This is a genomic window from Streptomyces lienomycini, assembly GCF_027947595.1.
In the GTDB taxonomy this organism is placed as follows: Bacteria; Actinomycetota; Actinomycetes; order Streptomycetales; family Streptomycetaceae; genus Streptomyces; species Streptomyces lienomycini.
The window spans coordinates 5,483,793-5,509,132 of sequence record NZ_CP116257.1 but is presented as its reverse complement, the minus strand read 5'-3'; the positions used below and the strand labels follow the sequence as shown (position 1 = coordinate 5,509,132).

The window sequence follows — 25,340 nt, the reverse complement described above, 5'->3', positions numbered from 1 at the left end:
GGATCACCGGTTCACCAGGTGGCGCGCACCTGGCGGATGATCCGGCGCCGCAACCGCACCTTGCGGCTGCCGTCGCGCAGCAGGGTCAGGCGGTACAACTCCCAGTGTCCGTACTCGGCATGGTCCGTGAGTTGACGTGCCGCCTCCTTGCGGGTGACCCCGCGCGGTAGGTACACATCGACAAATTCGTATTCCGGCATCGAATCTATTGTGCGGGCTGGGGCCCGGTACGGATAGCGTCTGCACTATGTCTGATGCTGCGCAGCCCACCGCTGCCGAGGTACGCGCCGCCGCCGAGGCCGTCAAGACCGCGCTCGACCGCCACCTGGCCGCGGTCGAACGCCGGTCGGGGGAGGACGACCCGGCCGTCTACGACGCGTTCAACGAGCTGGCCGCGGCCGCGGAGGCTTACGACGAACTGCTCTACGACCGGTACGACGAGGTCACCCCCTTCGAGATCCCCGGCACCGAGGACACGCTGCCGCCCTACACGGGGCCCGAGGAACCCAGCGCGCTGAGCGTCCTGATCCGCCGCGACTACGCCGTGGCCGAGCCGCAGCGGCTGATGGCCCAGGCCAGGCGGGTCGAGGCGGCGGACGAACAGGGTCCGGACGTGGGGGCCTCGGGCACGGTGCACGGGGCCGTCGGCCTCCTGTTCGGGGAGTTCGAGCCGGACGAGATCGCCTCCCGGCACAAGGAGTTCGGGCTGGAGGAGGGCGACTCCACGCTCTGGGTGACGGCCGCGGACGAGAGTGCCGACCCCGGCGAGTGGCTGGAGGACCCGTTCGAACAGGTCGACCCCCAGCGGGTGGTCTGCCGCTTCGACGTCAGCGCGGTCTTCGACGAGGAGTTCGACGACGACGAGGCGGACGGGGCGGAGCCCCGGGAGGTCTACGACCCCGACCTGGTCGACGAGGTCGAGGACGATCTGGACGACCACCTGGGCGACGACGATCCCGACCCGGACGGCGACAGCGACGCCGACGCCGACGCCGACGGGGACACCGACGGCGACGGCGCACCGGCACGGCTGGAGGCGGGTCGCTGAGCGGCGGGTGACGGGGGAGGCGCTGTCCTCCCCCTCCCCCGTGACAGCGACTCCGGACAGCCCTCGCGTCCGGCGACGGGTCAGGGCCGGGGGCGGGTCAGCCGGAGACCGGGACCTGCGGTGCGAGCAGCACCGACAGCCGGGTCGTCCGCGGCTTGGCCGGGACCTCCGCCACGGCCCGGGGCAGCGCCTGCTCCACGCCGTGCACCACGGACAGGTGCCGCGCGGCGCGGCCGAACGCCGTGTAGACCCAGGGGCGGCTGAGGGCCTGCGCCGCGTCGCCGGGCAGCACCACCACCACCGCGGGCCACCGGCCGCCCAGCGCCTGGTGGGCGGTGAGCGCCCATCCGTGGCGTACGGATCCCTCCACCCGGTCCCTGGGCACGACCACGGCCTCACCCGCGCACGACAGGTGCAGCCCGTCGGCGTCGGCCTTCACCACCAGGCCCGGACGCGTACGACCCGGCGCGGGGGAGTGGACGACCCGGTCGCCGGGGTCGAAGCCGCCGAAGCGGCCGGGGCCAGGGTTCAGCCGTTCCTTCAGCGCGGCGTTGAGCGCCCGGGTGCCCGCGGCGCCGCCGTGGCCCGGCGTGATGACCTGGGTCTCCTCGGCCGGGACGCCGATCGCGCGCGGCACCGAGTCCGCCACGAGCTGGACGGTGCGGTGCACGGCCTCGCCCGCGTCCCGCACCGGGACGATCACGACCTCCTTGCCGGGCGCCTCCACCTGGCCCAGCTCACCGATGCCGACACCCGACACCAGCTCGCCGAGCGGGCCGGGGTCGGGCCGACGCGAGGCGATCTGGGGGCAGGCCCGCGCCGCCAGCAGGTCCGCGAAGACCCGCCCGGGGCCCGCCGACCAGAGCACCGCCGGATCACCGGCCAGCACCAGCCGGGCCCCGTCCGGCAGCGACTCCGCCAGCAGGGCGCCCGCCTCGACGTCGAGCTGCGGCGCGTCGAGCACGACCAGCAGGTCGAGGTCCAGCGCGCCGTCGGCGTCCCGCCCCGGCCCCTCGGCCCCGGTCAGCAGCCCGGCCACCGTGACGGCACCCGGGGAGGGCGGGGCGGGGACCGGCGCGGAGGACGGCGCGGAGGGCGGGTCCCCAGCAGGGCGGCGAAGCGGTCGCGGCCGAGCGGCCCGGGCGCGGCGGCCCAGGCCCGCAGCCCCAGGGCGTGCGCGGCGTGCAGCAGGGCGGCCGGCTCGGCCAGGGACGCCTCGCCTCCGGTGTGCAGGACCAGCCCGTGTCCGGCGACGGCACGGATCAGTTCGGCGGTGGAGCCCTGAGCGGAGGCGGCGGCCTGCTCCCAGTCCGCGGCGGAACCGTCCTGCTGGGGCGCCGAGTTGACCAGCCGGGCCAGTCCGTCGGCGAGGCTCTCCTCCGCGAGCGCGTACCGCTCCAGCCCGATCAGCACCCGGACGGGACGCTCCTCGCTCTCCTCCCCGTCCCCGCTTCCGTCCGCGCCCCCGGCGCCGCCGGCCGCGTCCGCCGGGCGGGCGCCGGTCTCCTCCAGGGCGTCCTGGAAGGCCAGCGCCTCACCCTCGGCGAGCGTGCTCTGCACCGCGGCCTCGGGGTCGGGCACGCCGCGCTGGGCCAGCGTGGCCGTGAGCCGCGGCAGCTCCAGCGCCGTGTGCCCGGCCAGCGCCGCCTGCTCCAGGAGCCACACGGTGACGGCACGGCCGCGACGCTCGTCGTCCGGACCGCACTCCGCGCCGAGCAGCGCGCGGGCGAACCCGTCGGCCTGGTCCGGCCGCACTCCGGCGACCCGGAGCAGCTGCCAGGGGTCCGCGCGCAGTGCCTCCTGAGCACCCTCACCGAGGAGCGCGGCGATCCCCGGCGCGAGCGCTTCGGGGGCCCCGCCCTCGGCCAGCACACGCCGCGCCGCCTGCACGGTCTCCGCCGCAGGCCCCGCCACGGGCTCGGGGAGGGGGCGGCCGACGCGGGCCGGGGCTGTCGTACCGGCTCCGGGGCGGGGCGGCGGGCGGGCTCGGGGGCGCCGAAGACCGCGGCCGCCGGCTTCGCGCCGCTCTCCACGGCCCGTACCGCGGCGAGCAGGTCGGCCGCCGTACCGCTGAGCTTGCCCCCGCGTCGACCGGCCCCTGCCGCTCGGCCCTGCGCCGCTCGATCCGCTCCCGCTCGACCCGCTGCGCGGCCAGCTCGGCCTCGCCCTCGGACACCTGCGCGCCCGCGCCCTCGCCGCCCTCCCGGGCCCCGACCGGGCCCTCTCCGTCCGCCGGCTCGGCGGCCTCGCTCCCGGGGTGCCACCGCCGCTCTCCCCGGCGGCGACGTCGTCCTCCGGCTCGGCCGTGCGGCCGACGGCTGGGTCCGCCGACGGCCCGGCCTGGGCGGCCGCCCAGGCCTCGCCCACGGTGCCCGGGGTCTCCGGCCCGGTGTCCACGGCGTCCGCGGTGTCCTCGGTGGCGGGCTCGGGCTCCGTGCTCACAGCGTGCTCCAGTCGTGATCGGGATAGCGGTGCACCGGCGCCGACACGTCGTCGAGCGCCCGGCAGATCTCGTCAGGAAGACTAAGGGTCTCCACTGACAACGCCGCCGTGAGCTGCTGCGCGTTGCGCGGGCCGATGATCGGGGCGACCACCCCGGGCCGGTCGCGCACCCAGGCGAGGGCGACCTGCAGCGGCGTCACCGCCAGCCCGTCCGCCGCGGTCGCCACCGCGTCCACGATGCGCCCGGCCGTGTCGTCGAGGTAGGGCTCGACGAACGGCGCCAGATGGTCCGAGGCGCCCCGCGAGCCCGACGGCGTCGCGTCCTTGCGGTACTTGCCGGTGAGCACCCCGCGGCCCAGCGGGGACGAGGGCAGCAGCCCGACGCCCAGGTCCAGGGCGGCCGGCAGCACCTCCCGCTCGACGCCCCGCTGGAGCAGCGAGTACTCCATCTGGGTGCTCGCCACCCGGTTGCGGACGCCCGGCGCCGCCAGCTGCCAGGTCGCCGCCTTGGCGAGCTGCCAGCCGCAGAAGTTGGAGACCCCCGCATAACGTGCCCGGCCGCTGCTCACCGCCACGTCCAGGGCGTGCAGCGTCTCCTCCAGCGGAGTGTGCGGGTCGAAGGCGTGCAGGTGCCACACGTCGACGTGGTCGGTGCCCAGACGGGCGAGGGAGGCGTCCAGCGCGGAGAGCAGATGGGCACGCGAGCCGTCGAAGCGGCGGTCGGGGTCCGGCACGCTGCCGGCCTTGGTCGAGACCACCAGGTCCCGGCGCGGCACCAGCCCCTCCATGATCCGGCCCAGCAGATACTCCGACTCCCCGTCGCCGTAGACGTCCGCGGTGTCGACGAGGGTCCCGCCCGCTTCCCAGAAGGTCTTCAAGAGGTCCGCGGCGTAGTGCTCGTCCGTGTCCCGGCCCCAGGTCAGGGTGCCGAGACCGATGCGGGACACGCGCAGGCCGGTGCGGCCGAGATGCCTCTGCTCCATGAACGCCGACATTACTGGCCGCCGCTTGCGCTGTGGGGGCCTGTGGACAACCGAATTCCGCGCGCTAAGGTCGGGACACCAGCCACGTTACTGATCGGTAAGGGGAATCGGCCATGCAGCTCGGGATCAACCTCGGCTACTGGGGTGCCGGAATGGACGCGGACAATCTGGCCGTGGCCCAGGAGGCCGACCGGCTCGGATACGCCGTGTGCTGGGCCGCCGAGGCCTACGGCTCCGACGCGGCCACCGTGCTGACCTGGGTCGCCGCCCAGACCGAGCGCATCGACGTGGGCTCGGCGATCTTCCAGATCCCGGCCCGCCAGCCCGCGATGACCGCGATGACCGCCGCCACCCTGGACTCCCTGTCCAAGGGCCGCTTCCGCCTCGGCCTCGGCGTGTCGGGACCGCAGGTCTCCGAGGGCTGGTACGGCGTCAAGTTCGACAAGCCGCTCGCCCGCACCCGCGAGTACGTCGAGATCGTCCGCAAGGCGATGACCCGGGAACGGCTGTCCTACGAAGGACAGCACTGGACGCTGCCGCTGCCCGGCGGCCCCGGCAAGCCGATCAAGCTGACCGTGCACCCGCAGCGCGAGCACATCCCGCTGTACGTCGCGGCCATCGGCCCGAAGAACCTGGAGCAGACCGGCGAGATCGCCGACGGCGCCCTGCTCATCTTCCCCTCCGCCGACCACCTGGAGGAGACCGCGGTCAAGCACCTGCGCGCCGGACGCGAGAAGGCGGGCAAGACCCTCGACGGGTTCGACATCTGCCCGACGCTGCCGCTCGCCCTGGGTGAAGACAAGGACGTCACCGCACTCGCCGACACCTTCCGGCCGTACACCGCGCTCTACGTCGGCGGCATGGGCAGCCGCAAGCAGAACTTCTACAACCAGCTCGCCCAGCGCATGGGCTACGAGCGGGCGGCCGCCGACATCCAGGACAAGTACCTCTCCGGCGACAAGCAGGGCGCCGCCGAGGCCGTACCGCACGAGCTGATCGACCGGACGACGCTGCTCGGCTCCGTCGACCGCATCGCCGACCGGATGAAGGCCTACGCCGCGGCCGGTGTCACCACCCTGACCCTCGCCCCCGCGGGCTTCACCCTGGACGAGCGGCTCGCCGCCCTGCGCGCCGGCACCGAGGCCCTGGAGCGCGCCGGACTGGCGTAGCACCGCGGAGAAGTTCTGCGGCCGTGGTGGGGGCTCGGGGGTCTTCCCCGCCACGGCCGTCACGAAGAACAACGCGCCCACGCGCGCGTGGTTACGCCCCCGCGCGCGCCCGGCGTCCTTCGTTCGGCGGAGCCGTCCACCGCACCTGTTGCCGCGCCCCCTGCCCCGCAGTTGACTCGTGCATCGCGGAGTGTGCGGAACCTGCGGACCACGCAGCGGCAGAGAGGTGCCCCCCGATGCTTTCGGCCAAGAGCCTTTTCCAGGAGATCCTCGACAACGACGAGTCGTTCCGGCTCTTCTGCTCCATCGCGGCCAGCGGCGAGTCCCAGGGAGGCTGGGAGAACGCGCGCATCGCGGAACTGGTGCCCGAGAGCGAACGCGACCTCGCCCCCAAGATCACCCGGCACGGCGCCGACGAGGACAAGCACGGCCGGATCTTCAACGCCCTGCTCAAAAAGCGCGGCCTCGAACCCGTCGACGTACCGCCCCAGACCGACTACACCGCCCTCCTGGAGCGGCACGGCATCGGCCTCGCCCACGAGAAGCTCAGGGCCGACCGGCCCCTCACCGTGCGGGACGTCATCACCTACCTCGCCCACAGCAGGGTCACCGAGCAGCGCGCCGCCGAGCAGATGGCGATGCTCCTCAGGCACTTCGCCGACCACCCGGACCTGGGCCGTGCGATCCGGATGATCTCGGCCGACGAGGACAACCACCTCGCCTACTCCCACGAGGAACTGCTGCGCTACGCCGCCGCCGGACACGGCCCGTACATCCGGCGGACGCTGCGCGAGTGCGCGCACGCCGAGATCCGCGTCCACCGCGACGTCAGCCTCGCGGTGATGGCCCGCATGGGGCGCATCCTCGGCTGGTCTCGCCCCCGGTCGGTGCTGCTCGCGGCGGGCATCCACGCGATGTACGCCGCGGAGCGGCTGGCCGGCTGGCGCCGCATGGTGACCCTGCGGGCACCCGAACGGCGCGACGCGCTCGGCGGACCCCCCGCCGTGGCCCCCGAGGTCGCCTGACCCGCCCGGCCCGTCGGCCCTACAACCAGCCGCGGCGCTTGAACTGCCGGTACAGCAGCACCTCCAGGACGGCCATCAGCGCGATCACCGCCGGGTAGCCCCCCACCCAGTGCAACTCCGGCATGTGGTCGAAGTTCATGCCGTAGACCCCCGCGAGCATCGTGGGGACCGCCGCCATCGCCGCCCACGCGGAGATCTTCCGCATGTCGTCGTTCTGCCGGACACTCGTCTGCGCCAGATGCGCCGACAGGATGTCCGACACCAGCCGGTCCAGGCCCTCCACCGACTCGTTCACGCGCGTCAGGTGGTCGCTCACGTCCCGGAAGAACGGCCGCGCCCTGTCGTTCACGAACGGCACCGTGCCCCCGTACGCCCCCGTCCCGGCCAGCCGGGCCAGCGGCGGCGCCAGCGGGCCGGTCGCCCGGCGGAACTCCAGTACCTGCCGCTTGAAGGTGTAGATGCGGGACGCGGTGTGCCGGGACCCGCCGCCCTCCGGCGAGAAGACCTCGGCCTCCAGCTCCTCCAGGTCGGTCTGCAGTTCGACCGCCACCTCCAGATAGTGGTCGACGGCGGCGTCGGCGATCGCGTACAGCACCGCCGTGGGGCCCTTGCCGAGCAGTTCGGGCTCGTGCTCCAGACGCCGCCGTACGGCCTTGAGCGGGGCCCCCTCCCCGTGCCGGACGACGACCGCGAACGCGTCACCCAGGAAGATCATGAGTTCGCCGGTGGAGACGGCGTCGCTGTCCGGCTCGTACACGACCGGCTTGAGGACGGCGAAGAGCGAGTCGTCGTACACCTCCAGCTTGGGCCGCTGGTGCGCCTTGAGGGCGTCCTCCACCGCCAGCGGGTGCAGCGCGAACTCCTGGCTGACCAGCGCGAACTCCTCCTCCGTCGGCTCGTGCAGGCCGATCCAGACGAAGCCGCCCGCCCCCCGGGCCTCACCGAGCGCGTCGGAGAGGTCCTCGGGCCCGTCCGTGCGGTGCCCGTCCCGGTAGATGGCGCAGTCGACGATCACCGAACCCATTCTCCCCTCGTCCCGGCGCCCCGGCGCCGCGCCGTACGCCTACCCTGGCCGCATGCCCACGCTGATCCTGGTTAGGCACGGACGTTCCACCGCCAACACCGAGGGGCTGCTCGCCGGCTGGACGCCCGGCGTCGCCCTCGACGAACGCGGGGCCGCGCAGGCCGCCGCGCTCCCCGGGCGGCTCGCCGGCCTGCCACTCTCCGAGATCGTCACCAGCCCCCTGCAGCGCTGCCAGGAGACCCTCCGGCCGCTGCTCGACGCCCGGCCCGAACTGCGGGTACACACCGACGAACGGATCGGGGAGTGCCACTACGGCGACTGGTCCGGCCGCAAACTCGCCGAACTCCAGGACGAACCCCTGATGCAGGTCGTCCAGGCGCACCCGTCCGCCGCGGCCTTCCCCGGCGGCGAGTCGATGCGCGCCATGCAGACCCGCGCCGCCGAGGCGGTACGCGAGTGGAACGCGCGCGTGGAGCGCGACCACGGCGCCGACGCCGTCTACCTCATGTGCTCCCACGGCGACATCATCAAGTCCCTCGTCGCCGAGGCACTCGGCCTCCACCTCGACCTCTTCCAGCGGATCTCCGTCGAGCCCTGCTCCGTCACCGCCATCCGCTACACCCGGCTGCGCCCCTTCCTCGTCCGCCTCGGCGACACCGGCGACTTCGCCTCCCTCGCCCCGCGCGAGGAGCCGCACGGCGACGAAGCCCCGGTCGGGGGTGGTGCGGGCGCACCGTGATCGTCCGCCGCAGTAGGGTGAACCGGTCGCGGCAGCACTGCCCCCGATCTTCCGCCTTCCCCGACTCCCATGGAGACAGGACGTGTCCCGTCAGGTGTTCCTCTACGACCAACCGGAACGTTTCGTGGCCGGTACGGTCGGGCTGCCCGGGCGCCGTACGTTCTTCCTCCAGGCCATCGCCGGCTCCCGGGTGACCAGCGTGGCCCTGGAGAAGACCCAGGTCGCCGCCCTCGCCGAGCGCATGGACGAGCTTCTGGACGAAGTCGTACGGCGCAGCGGCGGCAGCACCGTCGTCCCCGCCGCCGCGCCCACCGGACCCGCCGACACGGCGCCGCTCGACACCCCCGTCGAGGAGGAGTTCCGGGTCGGCACCATGGCACTGGCCTGGGACGGCGAGGACCAGCGCATGATCGTCGAGGCGCAGGCCCTCGTGGAGCTGGACGCCGAGTCCGAGGAGGACCTGGCCGAGGCCGAGGAGAAGCTCCTCCAGGACGAGGAGAACGGCCCGCCCATGCTCCGGGTCCGCCTCACCGGCGCGCAGGCCAGGGCCTTCGCCAAGCGCGCCCTCGACGTCGTCAACGCCGGGCGGCCGCCGTGCCCGCTGTGCAGCCTCCCGCTCGACCCGGAAGGACACGTATGTCCGCGCCAGAACGGATACCGCCGCGGAGCGTGACCACCGACGCGGCGTCCGCCGAACTGCTCGCCCGGGGCGAGCTGACCGTGCGCGGGCGCATCCGTGACGCCTCCAACGCCGCCCTGTACTGCGCGGTGACCCACGAGGGACGCGAGGCGGCCTGCGTCTACAAGCCGGTCGCCGGGGAGCGGCCCCTGTGGGACTTCCCCGACGGCACCCTCGCCCAGCGCGAGGTCGCCGCCTACGAGGTCTCCGAGGCCACCGGCTGGGGCCTGGTCCCGCCCACCGTGCTGCGCGACGGCCCGTACGGCGAGGGCATGGTCCAGCTGTGGATCGAGACGGTCCCGGAGACGGAACTCCTCGCCCTGGTCGACGAGGAGGAGCCCGGTCCCGGCTGGAAGGGGATCGCGCTCGCCGAGGTCGGCGAGGGCCGCACCGCGCTGCTCGTGCACGCCGACGACGAACGGCTGCGCCGGCTCGCCGTCCTGGACGCCGTGATCAACAACGCCGACCGCAAGGGCGGCCACCTGCTGCCCGCGGCGGGGGAGCGGCTCTACGGCATCGACCACGGCGTCACCTTCAACGCCGAGAACAAGCTCCGCACCCTCCTGTGGGGCTGGGCGGGCGACCCCCTCACCGGGGAGGCCCTGGCGGTGCTCGACGCCCTCAAGGAGGGCCTCGAGGACGGCGGCGCCCTGGCGATCCGGCTCGCCGCGCTCATCACCCCCGCCGAACTCGACGCCACGCGCGCGCGGGTCGGCGCCCTGCTCACCTCCGGGAAGCACCCCGAACCGAGCGGCGAGTGGCCGGCCATCCCCTGGCCGCCCGTGTAGCCGCGCCCCCGCACAGCGGCCGGTGTCGCGCAAGAGCGCCTTACCGGCCATCCGGACCGGTCCGGTTCGTGTACGGAACACCCGTCCGGTTAGGCTCATGACATGCATGCCTGGCCCGCTTCCGAGGTCCCCGCCCTGCCTGGTCAGGGCCGCGACCTGAGGATCCACGACACCGCGACCGGCGGCCCGGTCACCCTCGACCCCGGTCCCGTCGCCCGTATCTACGTCTGCGGCATCACGCCGTACGACGCCACCCACATGGGGCACGCGGCGACCTACAACGCGTTCGACCTCGTGCAGCGCGTGTGGCTCGACACCAAGCGGCAGGTCCACTACGTCCAGAACGTCACCGACGTCGACGACCCGCTCCTCGAGCGCGCCGTGCGCGACGGCGTCGACTGGACCGCCCTCGCCGAGCAGGAGACCGCCCTCTTCCGCGAGGACATGACGGCGCTGCGGATGCTGCCGCCGCGCCACTACATAGGCGCCGTGGAGGCCATACCCGGCATCGTCCCGCTCGTGGAGCGGCTGCGCGACGCCGGCGCGGCCTACGAGCTCGAGGGCGACGTCTACTTCTCCGTCGAGGCGGACCCCCACTTCGGCGGCGTCTCCCACCTCGACGCCGCCACCATGCGGCTGCTCTCCGCCGAACGGGGCGGCGATCCGGACCGGCCCGGCAAGAAGAACCCGCTCGACCCGATGCTGTGGATGGCCGCCCGCGAGGGCGAACCCAGCTGGGACGGCGGCACCCTCGGCCGCGGGCGCCCCGGCTGGCACATCGAGTGCGTCGCCATCGCCCTCGACCACCTCGGCATGGGCTTCGACGTCCAGGGCGGCGGCTCCGACCTCGCCTTCCCGCACCACGAGATGGGCGCCTCGCACGCCCAGGCCCTCACCGGCGAGTTCCCCATGGCCAAGGCGTACGTCCACGCCGGCATGGTCGGTCTCGACGGCGAGAAGATGTCCAAGTCCAAGGGCAACCTCGTCTTCGTCTCCCAGCTGCGCCGCGAAGGCGTCGACCCGGCCGCCATCCGGCTCACCCTCCTCGCGCACCACTACCGCTCCGACTGGGAGTGGACCGACCAGGTGCTCCGGGACGCCCTCGCCCGGCTGGAGCGCTGGCGTGCCGCCGTCTCCCGCCCCGACGGCCCGCCCGCCGAGGCCCTGGTGGAGCAGATCCGCGAAGCCCTCGCGAACGACCTGGACTCACCGGCCGCCCTCGCCGCGGTCGACCGCTGGGCCGCCCTCCAGCAGGAGACCGGCGGCACGGACATCGGCGCCCCGGGCGTCGTCTCGCGGACGGTGGACGCCCTGCTGGGCGTTGCGCTGTAACGGACGCGGACGCCAACGAGCCAGGGGGCGCTTCCCGGGAAGCGCCCCCTGGCTCGTTCGTTCGGCTCGTTCGTTCAGTCCTCCGAGGACTCCTCGTCGTCCCCGCCCGTCTTCGGGGGCTTCGGCGGCCGCGCCCGCCCGCTCGGGTTGTCCCGCAGGAACGGCGTACCGGTCGGCCCGTCACCGCCGTCCGCCGTGGCATGCCCACCAGGTGCCCCGGGCCCGCCCGGCCCCGCCCCGTCCCTCCGCCGCAGATACCGCTCGAACTCGCGCGCGATGGCCTCGCCCGACGCCTCCGGCAGCTCCGCGGTGTCCCGGGCCTCCTCCAGCGACTGGACGTACTCGGCGACCTCGGTGTCCTCGGCGGCCAGCTGGTCCACGCCCACCTGCCAGGCACGTGCGTCCTCGGGCAGCTCGCCCAGCGGGACGCGCACCCCGATCAGGTCCTCCAGCCGGTTCAGCAGGGCCAGCGTGGCCTTCGGGTTGGGCGGCTGCGACACGTAGTGCGGCACCGCGGCCCACAGGGACACGGCCGGTACGCCCGCGTGCGTGCACGCCTCCTGGAGGATGCCGACGATGCCCGTGGGGCCCTCGTACTTGGTCTCCTCCAGGTCCATGCGCCGGGCCAGGTCGGCGTCCGACGTGGTACCGCTCACCGGGACCGGACGGGTGTGCGGGGTGTCGCCCAGCAGGGCGCCCAGGACGACGACCATCTCGACGCCCAGCTCGTGGGCGAAGCCGAGCAGCTCGTTGCAGAACGAGCGCCAGCGCATGGACGGTTCGATGCCCCGGACGAGCACGAGGTCGCGCGGTTTGTCGCCGCCGACCCGGACCACCGAGAGTCTCGTCGTCGGCCACGTGACCTTGCGGACGCCGTCCTCGATGAAGACCGTCGGACGGTTGACCTGGAAGTCGTAGTAGTCCTCGGCGTCCAGCGCCGCGAACACCTCGCCCTTCCACTCCTTGTCCAGATGCGCGACCGCGGTGGAGGCGGCGTCACCGGCATCGTTCCAGCCCTCGAACGCGGCCACCATGACCGGGTCGACCAGCTCGGGAACCCCCTCGAGCTCGATCACCCAGTGCCTCCTTCCGACGTGCCCTCGCGTACCCCCCAACCTTACGGCGTGTCGAAGGGCCGCCCGCAGCCCCCGGGTACGGGGCAGTGAACGGATCACTGCCCCGTACCCGGGGTCCGGACACCCGCCGCGGGCGGGCCCGGTCCTACTTCTTGTCGAGCACGTCCTGGACCCGTGCCCGGACGTCGTCCGTGGCGAGGCCGCGGATCGTCAGCGTCGTACGGCGGCGCAGCACGTCGTCCGCCGTCTCGGCCCACTCGTTGTCCCGCGCCCACACGACCTGCGCCCAGATCTCCGGGGCGTCCGGGTGGACGCGCTGCGCCAGCTCAGGGCTCTCGTTGGCGAGCCGGGCGATGTCGAAGGCCAGCGAACCGTAGTGCGTGGCCAGGTGCCGGGCGGTGTCCGCCGCCATGCGCGGGCCGGGCGCCGGGCCGTCCACCAGCAGCCGGTGGGCGACCGCGCGCGGGTTGGCGACACCGGGCAGCGGCAGCTTCTTCGGCAGCGACGCGATCGGCTCGAAGTCGTCGCCCAGCGGGTGCCCGGGCAGGGCCTCCAGCTTCCTCATGACCGTACGGCCGATGTGGCGGAAGGTCGTCCACTTGCCGCCCGCGACGGACAGCATGCCGCCCCTGCCCTCGGTGACGACCGTCTCGCGCTTGGCCTTCGAGGTGTCGCCGGGGCCACCCGGCAGCACGCGCAGGCCCGCGAAGGAGTACGTGATCAGGTCCCGGTCGAGCTGCTGGTCGCGGATGGAGAACGCGGCCTCGTCGAGGATCTGCGTCATGTCCTTGTCGTTGACCGCGACGTCCGCCGGGTCGCCCTCGAACTCCTCGTCGGTCGTGCCGAGCAGCAGCATGTCCTCCCAGGGGAGGGCGAAGGTGATCCGGTACTTGTCGATCGGCGTGGCCAGCGCCGCCTTCCAGGGCGCGGTGCGCTTGAGCACCAGGTGCGCACCCTTCGACAGGCGGATGGACGGAGCCGCGTCCGGGTTCTCCATGCGGCGCAGGTGGTCGACCCAGGGACCGGTGGCGTTGAGCACCAGGCGGGCGTTCACCCCGAACTCGTCGCCGCTCAGCCGGTCCTTCAGTTCGGCACCGGTCACCCGGCCCTTGGTGAAACGCAGGCCGGTGACCTCGGCGTGGTTGAGGACGACCGCACCGGAGTCGACCGCCGCGCGGACGGTCATCAGGGCCATGCGGGCGTCGTTCATCTGGTCGTCGCCGTACACGGCCACGGCCTTCAGGTTGTCGGTGCGCAGCTCCGGCACGTCCTGCGCGGCCTTGGCCGGGGAGAGCAGGTGGCCGACGCCGTCACCGAAGGCGGACAGCGCCGAGTACGCGAAGACGCCCGCCCCGAGCTTCGCCGCGCCGTGCGGCCCGCCCTTGTACACGGGGAGGTAGAAGGTGAGCGGGTTCGCCAGGTGCGGGGCCACCTGGCGGGAGACCGCACGGCGCTCGAAGTGGTTCTCCGCCACCAGCTTCACCGCGCCGGTCTGCAGGTAGCGCAGTCCGCCGTGGAGCAGCTTGGAGGAGGCGGAGGAGGTGGCGCCGGCGAAGTCGCCGGCGTCGACCACGGCCACCCTGAGACCGGACTGCGCGGCGTGCCAGGCGGTGGAGATGCCCAGGATGCCGCCGCCGATCACGAGAAGGTCGTACGACGCCTTGGAGAGCTGCTCCCGGGTCTCGGCCCGGCTCGGGTTCGAGCCGGAGGCCGGGTGCGTACCCAGGGCAGGCACGGACTGCAGGGTGGACTGAGTGGTCATGGTGTTTCTTACTCCTCGTCCTCGAGCCAGCCCATGGTCCGCTCGACGGCCTTGAGCCAGCTCTTGTACTCACGGTCGCGGATCTCCGCGTCCATGCGGGGGGTCCACTCGGCGGCCCGCCGCCAGTTGGCGCGCAGGTCGTCGGTGCTGTTCCAGAAGCCGACGGCCAGGCCGGCGGCGTAGGCGGCGCCGAGGCAGGTGGTCTCGGCGACCATCGGGCGCACCACGGGGGCGTCCACGAAGTCGGCGAGGGTCTGCATCAGCAGGTTGTTGGAGGTCATGCCGCCGTCGACCTTGAGGGCGGTCAGCTCCACGCCGGAGTCCTTCGTCATGGCGTCCGCGATCTCGCGGGTCTGCCAGGCGGTGGCCTCCAGTACGGCGCGCGCGAGGTGCGCCTTGGTCACGTACCGGGTGAGGCCGGCGATCACACCGCGGGCGTCGGAGCGCCAGTACGGGGCGAACAGGCCCGAGAAGGCCGGCACGAAGTAGGCGCCGCCGTTGTCCTCGACGGTCAGGGCGAGGGTCTCGATCTCGGCGGCGGTGGAGATCAGGCCCATCTGGTCGCGCATCCACTGCACCAGCGAACCGGTGACGGCGATCGAGCCCTCCAGGGCGTAGACCGTGTCCTGGTCGCCGATCTTGTAGCCGACCGTGGTCAGCAGGCCCGAGTAGGAGTTGATCAGCTTGTCACCGGTGTTCATCACCATGAAGGTGCCGGTGCCGTACGTCGACTTGGTCTCGCCCTCGGAGAAGCAGGTCTGGCCGAACAGGGCCGCCTGCTGGTCGCCGAGCGCGGAGGCCACCGGGATGCCGCCGAGCAGCTCGCCGAGGCGGCCGCCGGTGATCTCGCCGTAGACCTCGGCGGAGGAGCGGATCTCGGGCAGCATCTGCGTCGGCACGCCGATGGACTCGGCGATCTTCTCGTCCCACGCCATGGTGTGCAGGTTCATCAGCATGGTGCGGGAGGCGTTGGTGACGTCGGTGACGTGCTTGCCGCCGTTCACCCCACCGGTCAGGTTCCAGATGACCCAGGTGTCCATGGTGCCGAAGAGCAGGTCGCCCGCCTCGGCGCGCTCGCGCACACCGTCGACGTTGTCGAGCAGCCAGCGGGCCTTGGGACCGGCGAAGTAGGACGCGAGGGGGAGGCCGGTCTCGCGGCGGAAGCGGTCCTGGCCGACGTTGCGGCCGAGCTCCTTGCACAGGGCGTCGGTGCGGGTGTCCTGCCAGACGATGGCGTTGTGGACGGGCTCACCGGTGTTCTTGTCCCAGACGAGGGTGGTCTCGCGCTGGTTGGTGATGCCGATGGCCTTGATGTCGTCGCGGGTGATGCCGGCCTTCTCGACGGCCGAGGCGACGACCTCCTGGACGTTGGTCCAGATCTCGGTGGCGTCGTGCTCGACCCAGCCCGGCTTGGGGAAGATCTGCTCGTGCTCCTTCTGGTCGACGGAGACGATGCGGCCGTCGCGGTCGAAGACGATGCAGCGCGAGGAGGTCGTGCCCTGGTCGATCGCGGCGATGAACGGCCCGTGGCCGTGGGAGGCGATGCCTGCGGTGTGGGAGTCGGTCACTGTGTGCTCCTGGGATTCCGTGGTGGGTGGCCGGTGCGTACGGTGCGTGGTCTGCGGCTCGATGATCGCCGAGCGGGGGCCCGCTCAGGCGAACGCGAGGTTGTAGACACCTCCGGCGATCGCACCGCCGATCAGCGGACCGACGACCGGGATCCAGGCGTAGGACCAGTCGGATCCGCCCTTGTTGGGCAGGGGCAGCAGGGCGTGCACGATGCGCGGGCCGAGGTCGCGGACCGGGTTGATCGCGTATCCCGTCGGACCGCCGAGCGACAGGCCGATCGAGACGACCACGAAGCCGGTGATCAGGGCGCCCAGGACGCCGAGGCCGTTGCCCTCGTCGTTCAGGCCCTGGGTCAGGATGGCGAGCAGCAGCACGAAGGTGCCGATGATCTCCGTGGCGAGGTTCTGGACCGTGTGCCGGATCTCGGGACCGGTGGAGAAGACGCCCAGGACGGGGCCCGCACCCTTCTCCTGCGCCTCGACGGACTTGGCCGTCGTGTCCTGTGCGCCGGGACCGCCGACGATCTCCCGATCGGTGAGGTGGGCCTGGAACTGGCCGTAGTAGGCGACCCAGACCAGGACCGCGCCGATCATGGCACCGAGGATCTGGCCCGCGAAGTAGGTCGGGACGTTGCCCCAGTCGCCGTCCTTGATCGCGATGCCGACCGTCACGGCCGGGTTGAGGTGGGCGCCGGAGAGCGGACCCGATATGTAGGCCGCCGTCATGACGGCGAAGCCCCACCCGAAGGCGATGGCGACCCAGCCGGCGTTGCGTGCCTTGGAGGCCTTGAGCGTGACGGCGGCACACACGCCGCCGCCGAGCAGGATGAGCAGGGCGGTACCGATGGTCTCGCCGATGAAGATGTCGGAGCTGGACACCCGCGACTCCTTTGTCCTTCGTCCAGGGAAAGCCGAACCCCCGGGTCCCTCCGGGTGTTCCGGCGCCCTCGGTGTGAGAGCGATGGCGGCCCTTGGCACTGTCACACTCTAACGCGTATTGCCGGTAGGTGTTCGACAATGCCGACCGATGGACGCGAGTCTCGTTCGGCGTCCGGCGCGCGTCAAGAGCTGTGTAATCGAAAACACGATCGTTATTGATCGTCGTGGGTTATCGGTCCGTCCGTCCGTCGGGGCGCGTCGGGGGCCGGGCCCGGGTACGCCGAGGGCCGGGACACCCTCGGTGCCCCGGCCCGTGACCGCTCGTGTCCGCCCGTACGGTCCTAGAACCGCCCGGCGCCCAGGTCCCGCGACACCGCGCGGGCGCAGTCCCGTACCGCCGCGACCAGCTCGGGCCGCAGCTCACCCTCCCGGCGCAGCCGCTCCACGGCCCCGGTGATGCCGACCGCGCCGACCGGCATGCGCCTGCGGTCGTGGATGGGGGCGGCGATGGAGGCGATGCCCTCCCAGGTCTCCTCGACGTCGGCGGCGTAGCCACGTGCGCGCGTGATGTCCAGGATGTGCTCGAACCGGTCCGGTTCGCAGACGGTCCGGTCCGTGAACGCCGTGCGGTCGGCCTCCAGCGCCTCGCTGTGCGCGACCGGGTCGTACGCCGACAGCACCTTGCCCAGCGCCGTCGAGTGCAGCGGCTGCATGGCCCCGATCTCCAGGACCTGCCGGCTGTCGTCGGGCCGGAAGACGTGGTGCACGATCAGGACGCCCTGCTGGTGCAGGACGCCCAGGTGGACGCTCTCGCCGCTGGAGCGGGCCAGGTCGTCCGTCCACACCAGGGCGCGGGCCCGCAACTCGTGCACGTCCAGGTAGGTCGTGCCCAGGCGCAGCAGCTCGGCGCCCAGCTGGTAGCGCCCGGAGGTGTCGTCCTGCTCGACGAAGCCCTCCTGCTGGAGGGTGCGCAGGATGCCGTGCGCGGTGCCTTTGGCCAGACCCAGCGACGAGGCGATGTCCGACAGGCCGAGCCGCCGCTCGCCGCCCGCGAGCAGGCGCAGCATCGCGGCCGCCCGCTCGAGCGACTGGATGTTCCGTGCCATCGACGTACTGCCTCCGTCCCCTTCGACTGCCGACCTCGGCGTCGCTGACGTCGTTCGGCAATGCCGAACACTACCGGTCCATGCCGACCTCCCGCCAATGGTCGGCGGGCAACTGTTGCACTTCGGCCACGTCGGGTGACCGCGGCCGCCCTCCGCGACCCGCCCGGGAACGGGCACGCACGGCCGCCTCCCAAGAGCGCGGGCTCATCCGTTCGGCGGGTATTCGCCCCGCCATACTCGTCCGTCTCGTGGACGCCCTGACCATCGGGCCCCGGTCCCGGCTACCCTGGCGGCGTGCGTTCTCCCCGGGGGCGTCCACGACGGACGGCACGGGGCGAGGCGCAAAGCCGACAGCCGTCGCATCCTAGGGAGCCCTTACATGGCCTCGTCGCCATCCACCCCGCCCGCCGACACCCGTACCCGCGTGTCCGCCCTCCGAGAGGCCCTGGCCACCCGCGTGGTGGTCGCCGACGGCGCCATGGGCACCATGCTCCAGGCCCAGAACCCCTCGCTGGACGACTTCCAGCAGCTGGAGGGGTGCAACGAGGTCCTCAACCTCACCCGGCCCGACATCGTCCGCTCGGTCCACGAGGAGTACTTCGCCGTCGGCGTCGACGCCGTCGAGACCAACACCTTCGGCGCCAACCACTCCGCCCTCGGCGAGTACGACATCCCCGAGCGCGTCCACGAACTGTCCGAGGCCGGCGCGCGCGTCGCCCGCGAGGTGGCCGACGAGTTCGCCGCCCGCGACGGCCGGCAGCGCTGGGTGCTGGGCTCCATGGGCCCCGGCACCAAGCTCCCCACCCTCGGCCACGCCCCGTACCCCGTCCTGCGCGACGCCTACCAGCGCAACGCCGAGGGCCTGGTCGCCGGCGGCGCCGACGCCCTGCTCGTGGAGACCACTCAGGACCTGCTCCAGACCAAGGCCTCCGTGCTCGGCGCCCGGCGTGCCCTGGACGCCCTGGGCCTGGACCTCCCCGTCATCGTGTCCGTCACCGTCGAGACCACCGGCACCATGCTCCTCGGCTCCGAGATCGGCGCCGCGCTCACCGCGCTGGAGCCCCTCGGCATCGACATGATCGGCCTGAACTGCGCCACCGGCCCGGCCGAGATGAGCGAGCACCTGCGCTACCTCGCCCGCCACTCCCGCGTCCCGCTGTCCTGCATGCCCAACGCCGGTCTGCCCGTCCTCGGCAAGGACGGCGCCCACTACCCGCTCACCGCGCCCGAGCTGGCCGACGCGCAGGAGACCTTCGTCCGCGAGTACGGCCTGTCCCTGGTCGGCGGCTGCTGCGGCACCACCCCCGAGCACCTGCGCCAGGTCGTCGAGCGCGTCCGGGGCGCCGCCCCCACCGAGCGGCACCCGCGGCCCGAGCCCGGCGCCGCCTCGCTCTACCAGACGGTGCCCTTCCGCCAGGACACCTCCTACCTGGCCATCGGCGAGCGGACCAACGCCAACGGCTCCAAGAAGTTCCGCGAGGCCATGCTGGACGGCCGCTGGGACGACTGCGTCGAGATGGCCCGCGACCAGATCCGCGAGGGCGCGCACATGCTCGACCTGTGCGTGGACTACGTCGGCCGGGACGGCGTCGCCGACATGGAGGAACTGGCCGGCCGGTTCGCCACCGCCTCCACGCTGCCGATCGTGCTGGACTCCACCGAGGTCGACGTTCTCCAGGCCGGCCTGGAGAAGCTCGGCGGCCGCGCGGTCATCAACTCGGTGAACTACGAGGACGGCGCCGGCCCCGAGTCCCGGTTCGCGCGCGTCACGAAGCTCGCCCGGGAGCACGGCGCCGCGCTGATCGCCCTGACCATCGACGAGGTGGGCCAGGCGCGCACCGCCGAGAAGAAGGTCGAGATCGCCGAACGGCTCATCGACGACCTCACCGGCAACTGGGGCATCCACGAGTCCGACATCCTAGTCGACTGCCTGACCTTCACCATCTGCACCGGCCAGGAGGAGTCCCGCAAGGACGGCCTGGCCACCATCGAGGGCATCCGCGAGCTGAAGCGGCGCCACCCCGACGTGCAGACCACCCTCGGCCTGTCCAACATCTCCTTCGGCCTCAACCCGGCCGCCCGCATCCTGCTCAACTCCGTCTTCCTCGACGAGTGCGTCAAGGCGGGCCTGGACTCGGCGATCGTGCACGCCAGCAAGATCCTGCCGATCGCCCGCTTCGACGAGGAGCAGGTCACCACCGCCCTCGACCTGATCCACGACCGCCGCCGCGAGGGCTACGACCCGCTGCAGAAGCTGATGGCGCTCTTCGAGGGCGCCACCGCCAAGTCGCTGCGGGCCTCCAAGGCCGAGGAACTCGCCGCCCTCCCGCTGGAGGAGCGCCTCAAGCGACGCATCATCGACGGCGAGAAGAACGGCCTGGAACGGGATCTGGACGACGCCCTCCAGGAGCGCCCCGCCCTCGACATCGTCAACGAGACCCTGCTCGACGGCATGAAGGTCGTCGGCGAACTGTTCGGCTCCGGTCAGATGCAGCTGCCGTTCGTGCTCCAGTCCGCCGAGGTCATGAAGACCGCGGTGGCCCACCTCGAACCGCACATGGAGAAGACCGACGACGCGGGCAAGGGCACCATCGTGCTGGCCACCGTCCGCGGCGACGTCCACGACATCGGCAAGAACCTCGTCGACATCATCCTGTCCAACAACGGCTACACCGTCGTCAACCTCGGCATCAAGCAGCCGGTCTCCGCGATCCTGGAGGCGGCCGACGAGCACAGGGCCGACGTCATCGGCATGTCCGGGCTCCTGGTCAAGTCCACGGTGATCATGAAGGAGAACCTGGAGGAGCTGAACCAGCGGGGGCTGGCGGCCGACTACCCCGTCATCCTCGGCGGCGCCGCCCTCACCAGGGCCTACGTCGAACAGGACCTCCACGAGGTCTACGACGGCGAGGTCCGCTACGCCCGCGACGCCTTCGAGGGTCTGCGCCTCATGGACGCCCTCATCGGCATCAAGCGCGGCGTGCCCGGCGCCAAGCTGCCCGAGCTGAAGCAGCGCCGGGTGCGGGCCGCCACCGTCGAGATCGACGAGCGGCCCGAGGAGGGCAGCGTCCGCTCCGACGTCGCCACCGACAACCCCGTCCCCGAGCCCCCCTTCCGCGGCACCCGCGTCGTCAAGGGCATCCAGCTCAAGGAGTACGCCTCCTGGCTCGACGAGGGCGCCCTCTTCAAGGGCCAGTGGGGCCTCAAGCAGGCCCGCACCGGCGAGGGACCCTCCTACGAGGAACTCGTCGAGTCCGAGGGACGGCCGCGGCTGCGGGGCCTGCTCGACCGGCTCCAGACGGAGAACCTGCTGGAGGCGGCCGTCGTCTACGGCTACTTCCCCTGCGTCTCCAAGGACGACGACCTGATCGTCCTCGACGACGACGGCAACGAGCGCACCCGGTTCACCTTCCCCCGCCAGCGCCGCGGCCGGCGCCTGTGCCTGGCCGACTTCTTCCGCCCGGAGGAGTCCGGCGAGAGGGACGTCGTCGGCTTCCAGGTCGTCACCGTCGGCTCCCGCATCGGCGAGGAGACGGCCCGCATGTTCGAGGCCAACGCCTACCGCGACTACCTCGAACTGCACGGCCTGTCCGTCCAGCTCGCCGAGGCCCTCGCCGAGTACTGGCACGCGCGCGTGCGCTCCGAACTCGGCTTCGCCGGAGAGGACCCGGCCGGGATGGAGGACATGTTCGCCCTCAAGTACCGGGGCGCCCGCTTCTCCCTCGGCTACGGCGCCTGCCCCGACCTGGAGGACCGCGCCAAGATCGCCGCCCTCCTGGAGCCGGAGCGCATCGGCGTCCACCTCTCCGAGGAGTTCCAGCTCCACCCCGAGCAGTCCACCGACGCCATCGTCATCCACCACCCGGAGGCGAAGTACTTCAACGCCCGCTGAGGCCCCGCACCGCCTCCGGGGCCACACCAGGCGTTCGCGTCCCGCACGACGTACACTGGTCGGTCCACCGCAGGCCGGCTCCCTTCGTGGGAGCCGGCCTGATCGTCCCTCAAGGAGGTACGTGGATGACCAGTACGGTCCCCGCACTCGGAACCCGTACGGCCGAAGGCTCCGCCCTGCAGGCCGTGCTGCTCGACATGGACGGCACCCTGGTGGACACCGAGGGCTTCTGGTGGGACGTCGAGACGGAGGTCTTCGCCTCCCTCGGCCACACCCTCGACGACTCCTGGCGCCACGTGGTGGTCGGCGGCCCCATGACCCGCAGCGCGGGCTTCCTGATCGAGGCCACCGGCGCCGACATCACCCTCGCCGAACTCAGCGTCCTGCTCAACGACGGCTTCGAGCAGCGCATCGGCCGCGACCTGCCGCTCATGCCCGGCGCCGCCCGGCTGCTCGCGGAGCTGTCCGCGCACGAGATCCCCACGGCCCTGGTCTCCGCCTCGCACCGGCGCATCATCGACCGCGTGCTGAAGACGCTGGGCCCCCAGAACTTCGCCCTCACCGTCGCGGGCGACGAGGTGCCCCGCACCAAGCCCCACCCCGACCCGTACCTGGCCGCCGCGGCCGGACTCGGCGCGGACCCGGCCCGCTGCGCCGTCGTCGAGGACACCGCGACCGGCGTCGCCGCCGCCGAGTCGGCCGGCTGCCACGTCGTGGCGGTCCCCTCGGTCGCCCCCATCACCCCGGCCGCCCGGCGCACGGTGGTCGCCTCTCTGGAAGAAGTCGACCTGACATTTCTGCGCGGCCTGATGACACAAATGCGCTAGGCGTTCACCGAGCGTGCGGCGGCCTTACCACGGCAATTCCGGGAAGGGCCGCGCAGAGTGCACCGAAGGGCTGCCACACGCCGTTTTCCGCCACCTCGAACAGTCGATTTCCAGGACGCCCGACCGGAGACCAACTGTGACGTTCACCACGCCCCGAGGGGTCGACAGGGGGGTACGGGTGTGCTGCCCGCCGCCTGGCGAACGTTGTCGGGGAGTCCTTGTGTCCTGATTGGTGAAACCCTGCACTAATCCTTCCACTGTCGGGTTTTCGGTGTGTCCACACCCGGTTTCACTCCGTGATGAGCCCTCAACTCCGGTGGCTGCGAGAGCCCGTGCGGACGCGGACTAATCTCGTCGCGAGAACATCGGCCACTACCCCCGTGATCCGCCGCGACACCCCTGCATGCCGGATACACGGACCAACAGCTCTGGAGAAACTCGAGCATGAACCGCAAGACTTTGGTGCTGCCGGCCGTCGTCGGCGTGCTCGCGCCGGTGCTCGCCGCCTGCGGCGGCTCGGACAGCGGCAGCGGCGGAGACGCGATCGTCGTCGGCACCACGGACCGGTTCAGCGTCTCGAAGGAGGCGCCCGCACCGCTCGACCCGGCATACGCCTACGACGTCGGCCTCTGGAACGTCCTGCGCCAGACCCAGCAGACCCTCATGGTGCAGCCCCGCGGCGACGGCGAGCCGGTGCCCGAGGCCGCCGAGAAGTGCGGCTTCACGGACACCGGAAACGAACGGTACGCGTGCACCCTGCGGGACGGTCTGAAGTTCGCCAACGGTGACCCGATCACCGCGGAGGACGTCAAGTACTCCATCGAGCGTGCCCTGGCCATCAAGGCCGACACCGAGGTCGCCTCGCTGCTCAGCACCGTGGACACCGTCGAGACGCAGGGCGACCGCGAGGTCATCTTCCACCTCAAGACGGCCGACGCCACCTTCCCCTTCAAGCTGTCGACCCCCGTCGCGGGCATCGTCAACCCCGACGACTACCCCAAGGACAAGCTGCGCGACGGCTGGGAACTGGACGGCTCCGGCCCGTACACCATGAAGGCCGAGGTCAAGGACGACATACTGACCAAGGCCGTGTTCACCAAGAACCCCAACTACAAGGGGAGCCTCAAGGTGAACAACGACAAGGTGGAGATGGTCTTCTTCGACGACGCGGAGACCATGGGCGCCGCGATCGACAAGGGCGACATCGACGTGATGACCCGCGCGATGACGCCCGAACAGGTCCAGAAGCTCTCCCGTGCCACGGACGGGGACGTCAACCTGGTCGAGGTCTCCGGCCTCGAGATCCGCTACCTGGCCTTCAACACGGAAGCGTCGACGGTGAAGGACAAGGCCGTCCGCCAGGCGATGGCCCAGCTCATCAACCGCAACGAGCTGGTCTCCGCGGTCTACGGCTCGCAGGCCCAGCCGCTGTACTCGATGGTTCCGGCCGGCATCACCGGCCACTCCAACTCGTTCTTCAACAAGTACGGCGACGCGAGCGTCGACAAGGCGAAGGCCATGCTGGAGGACGCGGACATCACCACGCCGGTCAAGCTGACGCTGAACTACACGACCGACCACTACGGCGCCGCGACCAAGCAGGAGTTCGAGCAGCTTCAGAAGCAGCTGAACGACAGCGGCCTGTTCAAGGTGGACATCAAGGGCACGCCCTGGGAGAAGTTCCAACCGGCGGAGCGCAACCGCGAGTACGACGTCTTCGGCATGGGCTGGTTCCCCGACTTCCCCGACGCCGACAGCTTCATCGCGCCGTTCCTCGACACGAACAACACCCTCAAGATGCCGTACGCGAACAAGAACATCATCAACAACCTGATCCCGCAGTCCCGCGGCGAGGCCGACCGGCTCTCCGCGGTGGACGTCCTCACCGAGATCCAGGACATCACCGCCGAGGAGGTGCCGCTGCTCCCGCTGTGGCAGGGCAAGCAGTACGTCGCCACCCGCGACGACGTCACGGGCACGGCCTACGTCCTCAACGCCTCCTCGTCACTTCAGCTCTGGGAGCTGGGCCGGGGCGTGAGCGGCTGACGCCGGCACCGCACCACACCCGAAGGGCGCCTTCTCCCAGCTGGGAGAAGGCGCCCTTCGGGTTCGAGGACCGCGGCGAACGCTCTACTGCGCGCCGGGCCGAACGAGGCCGCTCTCGTACGCGTACACCGCCGCCTGCACCCGGTCCCGCAGACCCAGCTTCGTCAGCACGTGCCCGACGTGTGTCTTGACGGTTGTCTCGCTCACGAAGAGGTCCGCGGCGATCTCCGCGTTGGACAGCCCCCGGGCCACCAGCTTCAGCACCTCCACCTCCCGGTCCGTCAGCGTGTGCAGGGTGTCCGGCACCGGCTCCTCGCCCGAGGGCAGATGAGTGGCGTACTTGTCCAGCAGCCGCCTGGTGATGCTCGGCGCGAGCATCGCCTCGCCGCTGGCCACCACCCGGATCGCCTGCACCAGCTCGTTGGCCGGGGCGTCCTTGAGCAGGAAGCCGCTGGCACCCGCCTTCAGCGCCTCCACCACGTACTCGTCGAGATCGAAGGTGGTCAGCACCAGCACCTTCGCCGGGCCGTCCCGCTCGGGACCGGTGATCTGGCGGGTCGCCTCCACACCGTCCATCCGCGGCATGCGGATGTCCATCAGCACCACGTCGGGCTGCAACGCCCGCACCTGGTCGAGGGCCTGGAGGCCGTCACCGGCCTCGCCGACGACCGCGAGGTCCTGCTCGGCCTCCAGAATCATGCGGAACCCCGTGCGCAGCAGCGGCTGGTCGTCGACGAGCAGGACGCGGATGGCCACGTAAGTCTCCTTCGCTAGGGCCTGTCCGGCGGATCAGGTCGCAGGCAGGTCGGAGGCACCTTGTCGGCGCCGGTGAGCGGGCCCGGTGCGTCCGGCCGCAAGGCGGAGAGGGCGTCAACGCGGAGCGTTGGCGACCGAGGACAACACCGCGGACGGTGTGCCGGACCCCGCGTCCGCGGCATGAGCCGCCGGACAGGCC

19 protein-coding genes and 1 pseudogene are annotated in these 25,340 nt (G+C 72.0%); 10 read left to right on the top strand and 10 right to left on the bottom strand.

Features of this window, described 5'->3' with window-relative positions; translation table 11 throughout:
* Positions 1–11 precede the first annotated feature (11 nt).
* Positions 12–200, bottom strand: a complete 189-nt coding sequence (locus BJ961_RS25080; protein WP_003977152.1) for a DUF5703 family protein — start codon at positions 198–200, stop codon at positions 12–14.
* 47 nt (positions 201–247) lie between these two features.
* On the opposite strand from BJ961_RS25080, the gene BJ961_RS25075 reads away from it, so the two are divergent.
* On the top strand, positions 248–1,048 hold the full coding sequence (locus BJ961_RS25075; RefSeq protein WP_271415048.1) for a hypothetical protein: 801 nt from the start codon (positions 248–250) through the stop codon (positions 1,046–1,048).
* A 97-nt stretch (positions 1,049–1,145) separates the two neighbouring features.
* Here BJ961_RS25075 and BJ961_RS25070 read toward each other — a convergent pair.
* Both BJ961_RS25070 and BJ961_RS25065 read right to left on the bottom strand, forming a co-directional pair.
* Positions 1,146–3,490 (bottom strand): annotated as a pseudogene (locus BJ961_RS25070) (helix-hairpin-helix domain-containing protein).
* Positions 3,487–4,473, bottom strand: coding sequence for an aldo/keto reductase (locus tag BJ961_RS25065; RefSeq protein WP_271415047.1), 987 nt, complete (start codon positions 4,471–4,473; stop codon positions 3,487–3,489). Before BJ961_RS25065 ends, BJ961_RS25070 begins: the two are co-directional and overlap by 4 nt.
* Before the next feature lie 113 nt (positions 4,474–4,586).
* Here BJ961_RS25065 and BJ961_RS25060 point away from each other — a divergent pair, with 113 nt between their 5' ends.
* Positions 4,587–5,642 carry an LLM class F420-dependent oxidoreductase gene (locus BJ961_RS25060; protein WP_271415046.1) on the top strand — a complete coding sequence of 352 codons (1,056 nt, stop codon included), beginning with the start codon at positions 4,587–4,589 and terminating at the stop codon, positions 5,640–5,642.
* A 236-nt stretch (positions 5,643–5,878) separates the two neighbouring features.
* Positions 5,879–6,667: a ferritin-like domain-containing protein gene (locus BJ961_RS25055; RefSeq protein ID WP_271415045.1), complete on the top strand. Its 789-nt coding sequence runs from the start codon at positions 5,879–5,881 to the stop codon at positions 6,665–6,667.
* Positions 6,668–6,686: 19 nt separating this feature from the next.
* Here the strand turns inward: BJ961_RS25055 and BJ961_RS25050 are convergent, their stop codons facing one another.
* Positions 6,687–7,682 (bottom strand): magnesium and cobalt transport protein CorA, encoded by a 996-nt coding sequence (locus BJ961_RS25050; RefSeq protein ID WP_271415044.1) that lies wholly within the window; start codon positions 7,680–7,682, stop codon positions 6,687–6,689.
* Between the two features lie 61 nt (positions 7,683–7,743).
* Here BJ961_RS25050 and BJ961_RS25045 point away from each other — a divergent pair, with 61 nt between their 5' ends.
* The 4 genes from BJ961_RS25045 to mshC all read left to right on the top strand — a co-directional run bounded on the left by BJ961_RS25045 (position 7,744) and on the right by mshC (position 11,229).
* Positions 7,744–8,430: a histidine phosphatase family protein gene (locus BJ961_RS25045; protein ID WP_271415043.1), complete on the top strand. Its 687-nt coding sequence runs from the start codon at positions 7,744–7,746 to the stop codon at positions 8,428–8,430.
* An 82-nt stretch (positions 8,431–8,512) separates the two neighbouring features.
* Positions 8,513–9,103 (top strand): DUF3090 domain-containing protein, encoded by a 591-nt coding sequence (locus tag BJ961_RS25040; RefSeq protein WP_271415042.1) that lies wholly within the window; start codon positions 8,513–8,515, stop codon positions 9,101–9,103.
* Positions 9,067–9,897: an SCO1664 family protein gene (locus tag BJ961_RS25035; protein ID WP_271415041.1), complete on the top strand. Its 831-nt coding sequence runs from the start codon at positions 9,067–9,069 to the stop codon at positions 9,895–9,897. The genes BJ961_RS25040 and BJ961_RS25035 overlap by 37 nt, the downstream gene beginning before the upstream one ends.
* A 102-nt stretch (positions 9,898–9,999) precedes the next feature.
* The gene (mshC, locus tag BJ961_RS25030) at positions 10,000–11,229 is read left to right on the top strand and encodes a cysteine--1-D-myo-inosityl 2-amino-2-deoxy-alpha-D-glucopyranoside ligase (protein ID WP_271415040.1); all 1,230 of its coding nucleotides are present in this window, start codon (positions 10,000–10,002) and stop codon (positions 11,227–11,229) included.
* A gap of 74 nt (positions 11,230–11,303) precedes the next feature.
* On the opposite strand, the gene parJ is transcribed toward mshC, so the two are convergent.
* From parJ to BJ961_RS25005, 5 genes are all read right to left on the bottom strand, one after another.
* Positions 11,304–12,305: a filament polymerization regulator ParJ gene (parJ, locus tag BJ961_RS25025; protein WP_271415039.1), complete on the bottom strand. Its 1,002-nt coding sequence runs from the start codon at positions 12,303–12,305 to the stop codon at positions 11,304–11,306.
* 145 nt (positions 12,306–12,450) lie between these two features.
* Positions 12,451–14,067, bottom strand: a complete 1,617-nt coding sequence (locus tag BJ961_RS25020; protein ID WP_271415038.1) for a glycerol-3-phosphate dehydrogenase/oxidase — start codon at positions 14,065–14,067, stop codon at positions 12,451–12,453.
* Positions 14,068–14,075: 8 nt separating this feature from the next.
* A complete protein-coding gene (gene glpK, locus BJ961_RS25015) occupies positions 14,076–15,635 on the bottom strand; it encodes a glycerol kinase GlpK (RefSeq protein ID WP_271415037.1) in 1,560 nt (519 codons plus the stop codon).
* 84 nt (positions 15,636–15,719) lie between these two features.
* Positions 15,720–16,514 (bottom strand): MIP/aquaporin family protein, encoded by a 795-nt coding sequence (locus tag BJ961_RS25010; RefSeq protein ID WP_271415036.1) that lies wholly within the window; start codon positions 16,512–16,514, stop codon positions 15,720–15,722.
* A gap of 341 nt (positions 16,515–16,855) precedes the next feature.
* Positions 16,856–17,620 (bottom strand): IclR family transcriptional regulator, encoded by a 765-nt coding sequence (locus BJ961_RS25005; RefSeq protein ID WP_271415035.1) that lies wholly within the window; start codon positions 17,618–17,620, stop codon positions 16,856–16,858.
* Between the two features lie 379 nt (positions 17,621–17,999).
* On the opposite strand from BJ961_RS25005, the gene metH reads away from it, so the two are divergent.
* From metH to BJ961_RS24990, 3 genes are all read left to right on the top strand, one after another.
* The gene (gene metH, locus BJ961_RS25000; protein ID WP_271415034.1) at positions 18,000–21,512 is read left to right on the top strand and encodes a methionine synthase; all 3,513 of its coding nucleotides are present in this window, start codon (positions 18,000–18,002) and stop codon (positions 21,510–21,512) included.
* A 125-nt stretch (positions 21,513–21,637) separates the two neighbouring features.
* On the top strand, positions 21,638–22,339 hold the full coding sequence (locus BJ961_RS24995) for an HAD family hydrolase (protein ID WP_271415033.1): 702 nt from the start codon (positions 21,638–21,640) through the stop codon (positions 22,337–22,339).
* Between the two features lie 444 nt (positions 22,340–22,783).
* On the top strand, positions 22,784–24,385 hold the full coding sequence (locus BJ961_RS24990; RefSeq protein WP_271415032.1) for an ABC transporter substrate-binding protein: 1,602 nt from the start codon (positions 22,784–22,786) through the stop codon (positions 24,383–24,385).
* 84 nt (positions 24,386–24,469) lie between these two features.
* On the opposite strand, the gene BJ961_RS24985 is transcribed toward BJ961_RS24990, so the two are convergent.
* Positions 24,470–25,141 carry a response regulator gene (locus BJ961_RS24985; RefSeq protein ID WP_271415031.1) on the bottom strand — a complete coding sequence of 224 codons (672 nt, stop codon included), beginning with the start codon at positions 25,139–25,141 and terminating at the stop codon, positions 24,470–24,472.
* Positions 25,142–25,340 lie beyond the last annotated feature (199 nt).

What these genes read in the sequence shown, in the direction of transcription:
- BJ961_RS25080 (WP_003977152.1), bottom strand. Translation starts at nt 200, where the DNA reads ATGCCGGAATACGAATTTGTCGATGTGTACCTACCGCGCGGGGTCACC.
- BJ961_RS25075 (WP_271415048.1), top strand. Translation starts at nt 248, where the DNA reads ATGTCTGATGCTGCGCAGCCCACCGCTGCCGAGGTACGCGCCGCCGCC.
- BJ961_RS25065 (WP_271415047.1), bottom strand. Translation starts at nt 4,473, where the DNA reads ATGGAGCAGAGGCATCTCGGCCGCACCGGCCTGCGCGTGTCCCGCATC.
- BJ961_RS25060 (WP_271415046.1), top strand. Translation starts at nt 4,587, where the DNA reads ATGCAGCTCGGGATCAACCTCGGCTACTGGGGTGCCGGAATGGACGCG.
- BJ961_RS25055 (WP_271415045.1), top strand. Translation starts at nt 5,879, where the DNA reads ATGCTTTCGGCCAAGAGCCTTTTCCAGGAGATCCTCGACAACGACGAG.
- BJ961_RS25045 (WP_271415043.1), top strand. Translation starts at nt 7,744, where the DNA reads ATGCCCACGCTGATCCTGGTTAGGCACGGACGTTCCACCGCCAACACC.
- BJ961_RS25035 (WP_271415041.1), top strand. Translation starts at nt 9,067, where the DNA reads ATGTCCGCGCCAGAACGGATACCGCCGCGGAGCGTGACCACCGACGCG.
- mshC (WP_271415040.1), top strand. Translation starts at nt 10,000, where the DNA reads ATGCATGCCTGGCCCGCTTCCGAGGTCCCCGCCCTGCCTGGTCAGGGC.
- BJ961_RS25020 (WP_271415038.1), bottom strand. Translation starts at nt 14,067, where the DNA reads ATGACCACTCAGTCCACCCTGCAGTCCGTGCCTGCCCTGGGTACGCAC.
- BJ961_RS25005 (WP_271415035.1), bottom strand. Translation starts at nt 17,620, where the DNA reads ATGGCACGGAACATCCAGTCGCTCGAGCGGGCGGCCGCGATGCTGCGC.
- metH (WP_271415034.1), top strand. Translation starts at nt 18,000, where the DNA reads ATGGCCTCGTCGCCATCCACCCCGCCCGCCGACACCCGTACCCGCGTG.
- BJ961_RS24995 (WP_271415033.1), top strand. Translation starts at nt 21,638, where the DNA reads ATGACCAGTACGGTCCCCGCACTCGGAACCCGTACGGCCGAAGGCTCC.
- BJ961_RS24990 (WP_271415032.1), top strand. Translation starts at nt 22,784, where the DNA reads ATGAACCGCAAGACTTTGGTGCTGCCGGCCGTCGTCGGCGTGCTCGCG.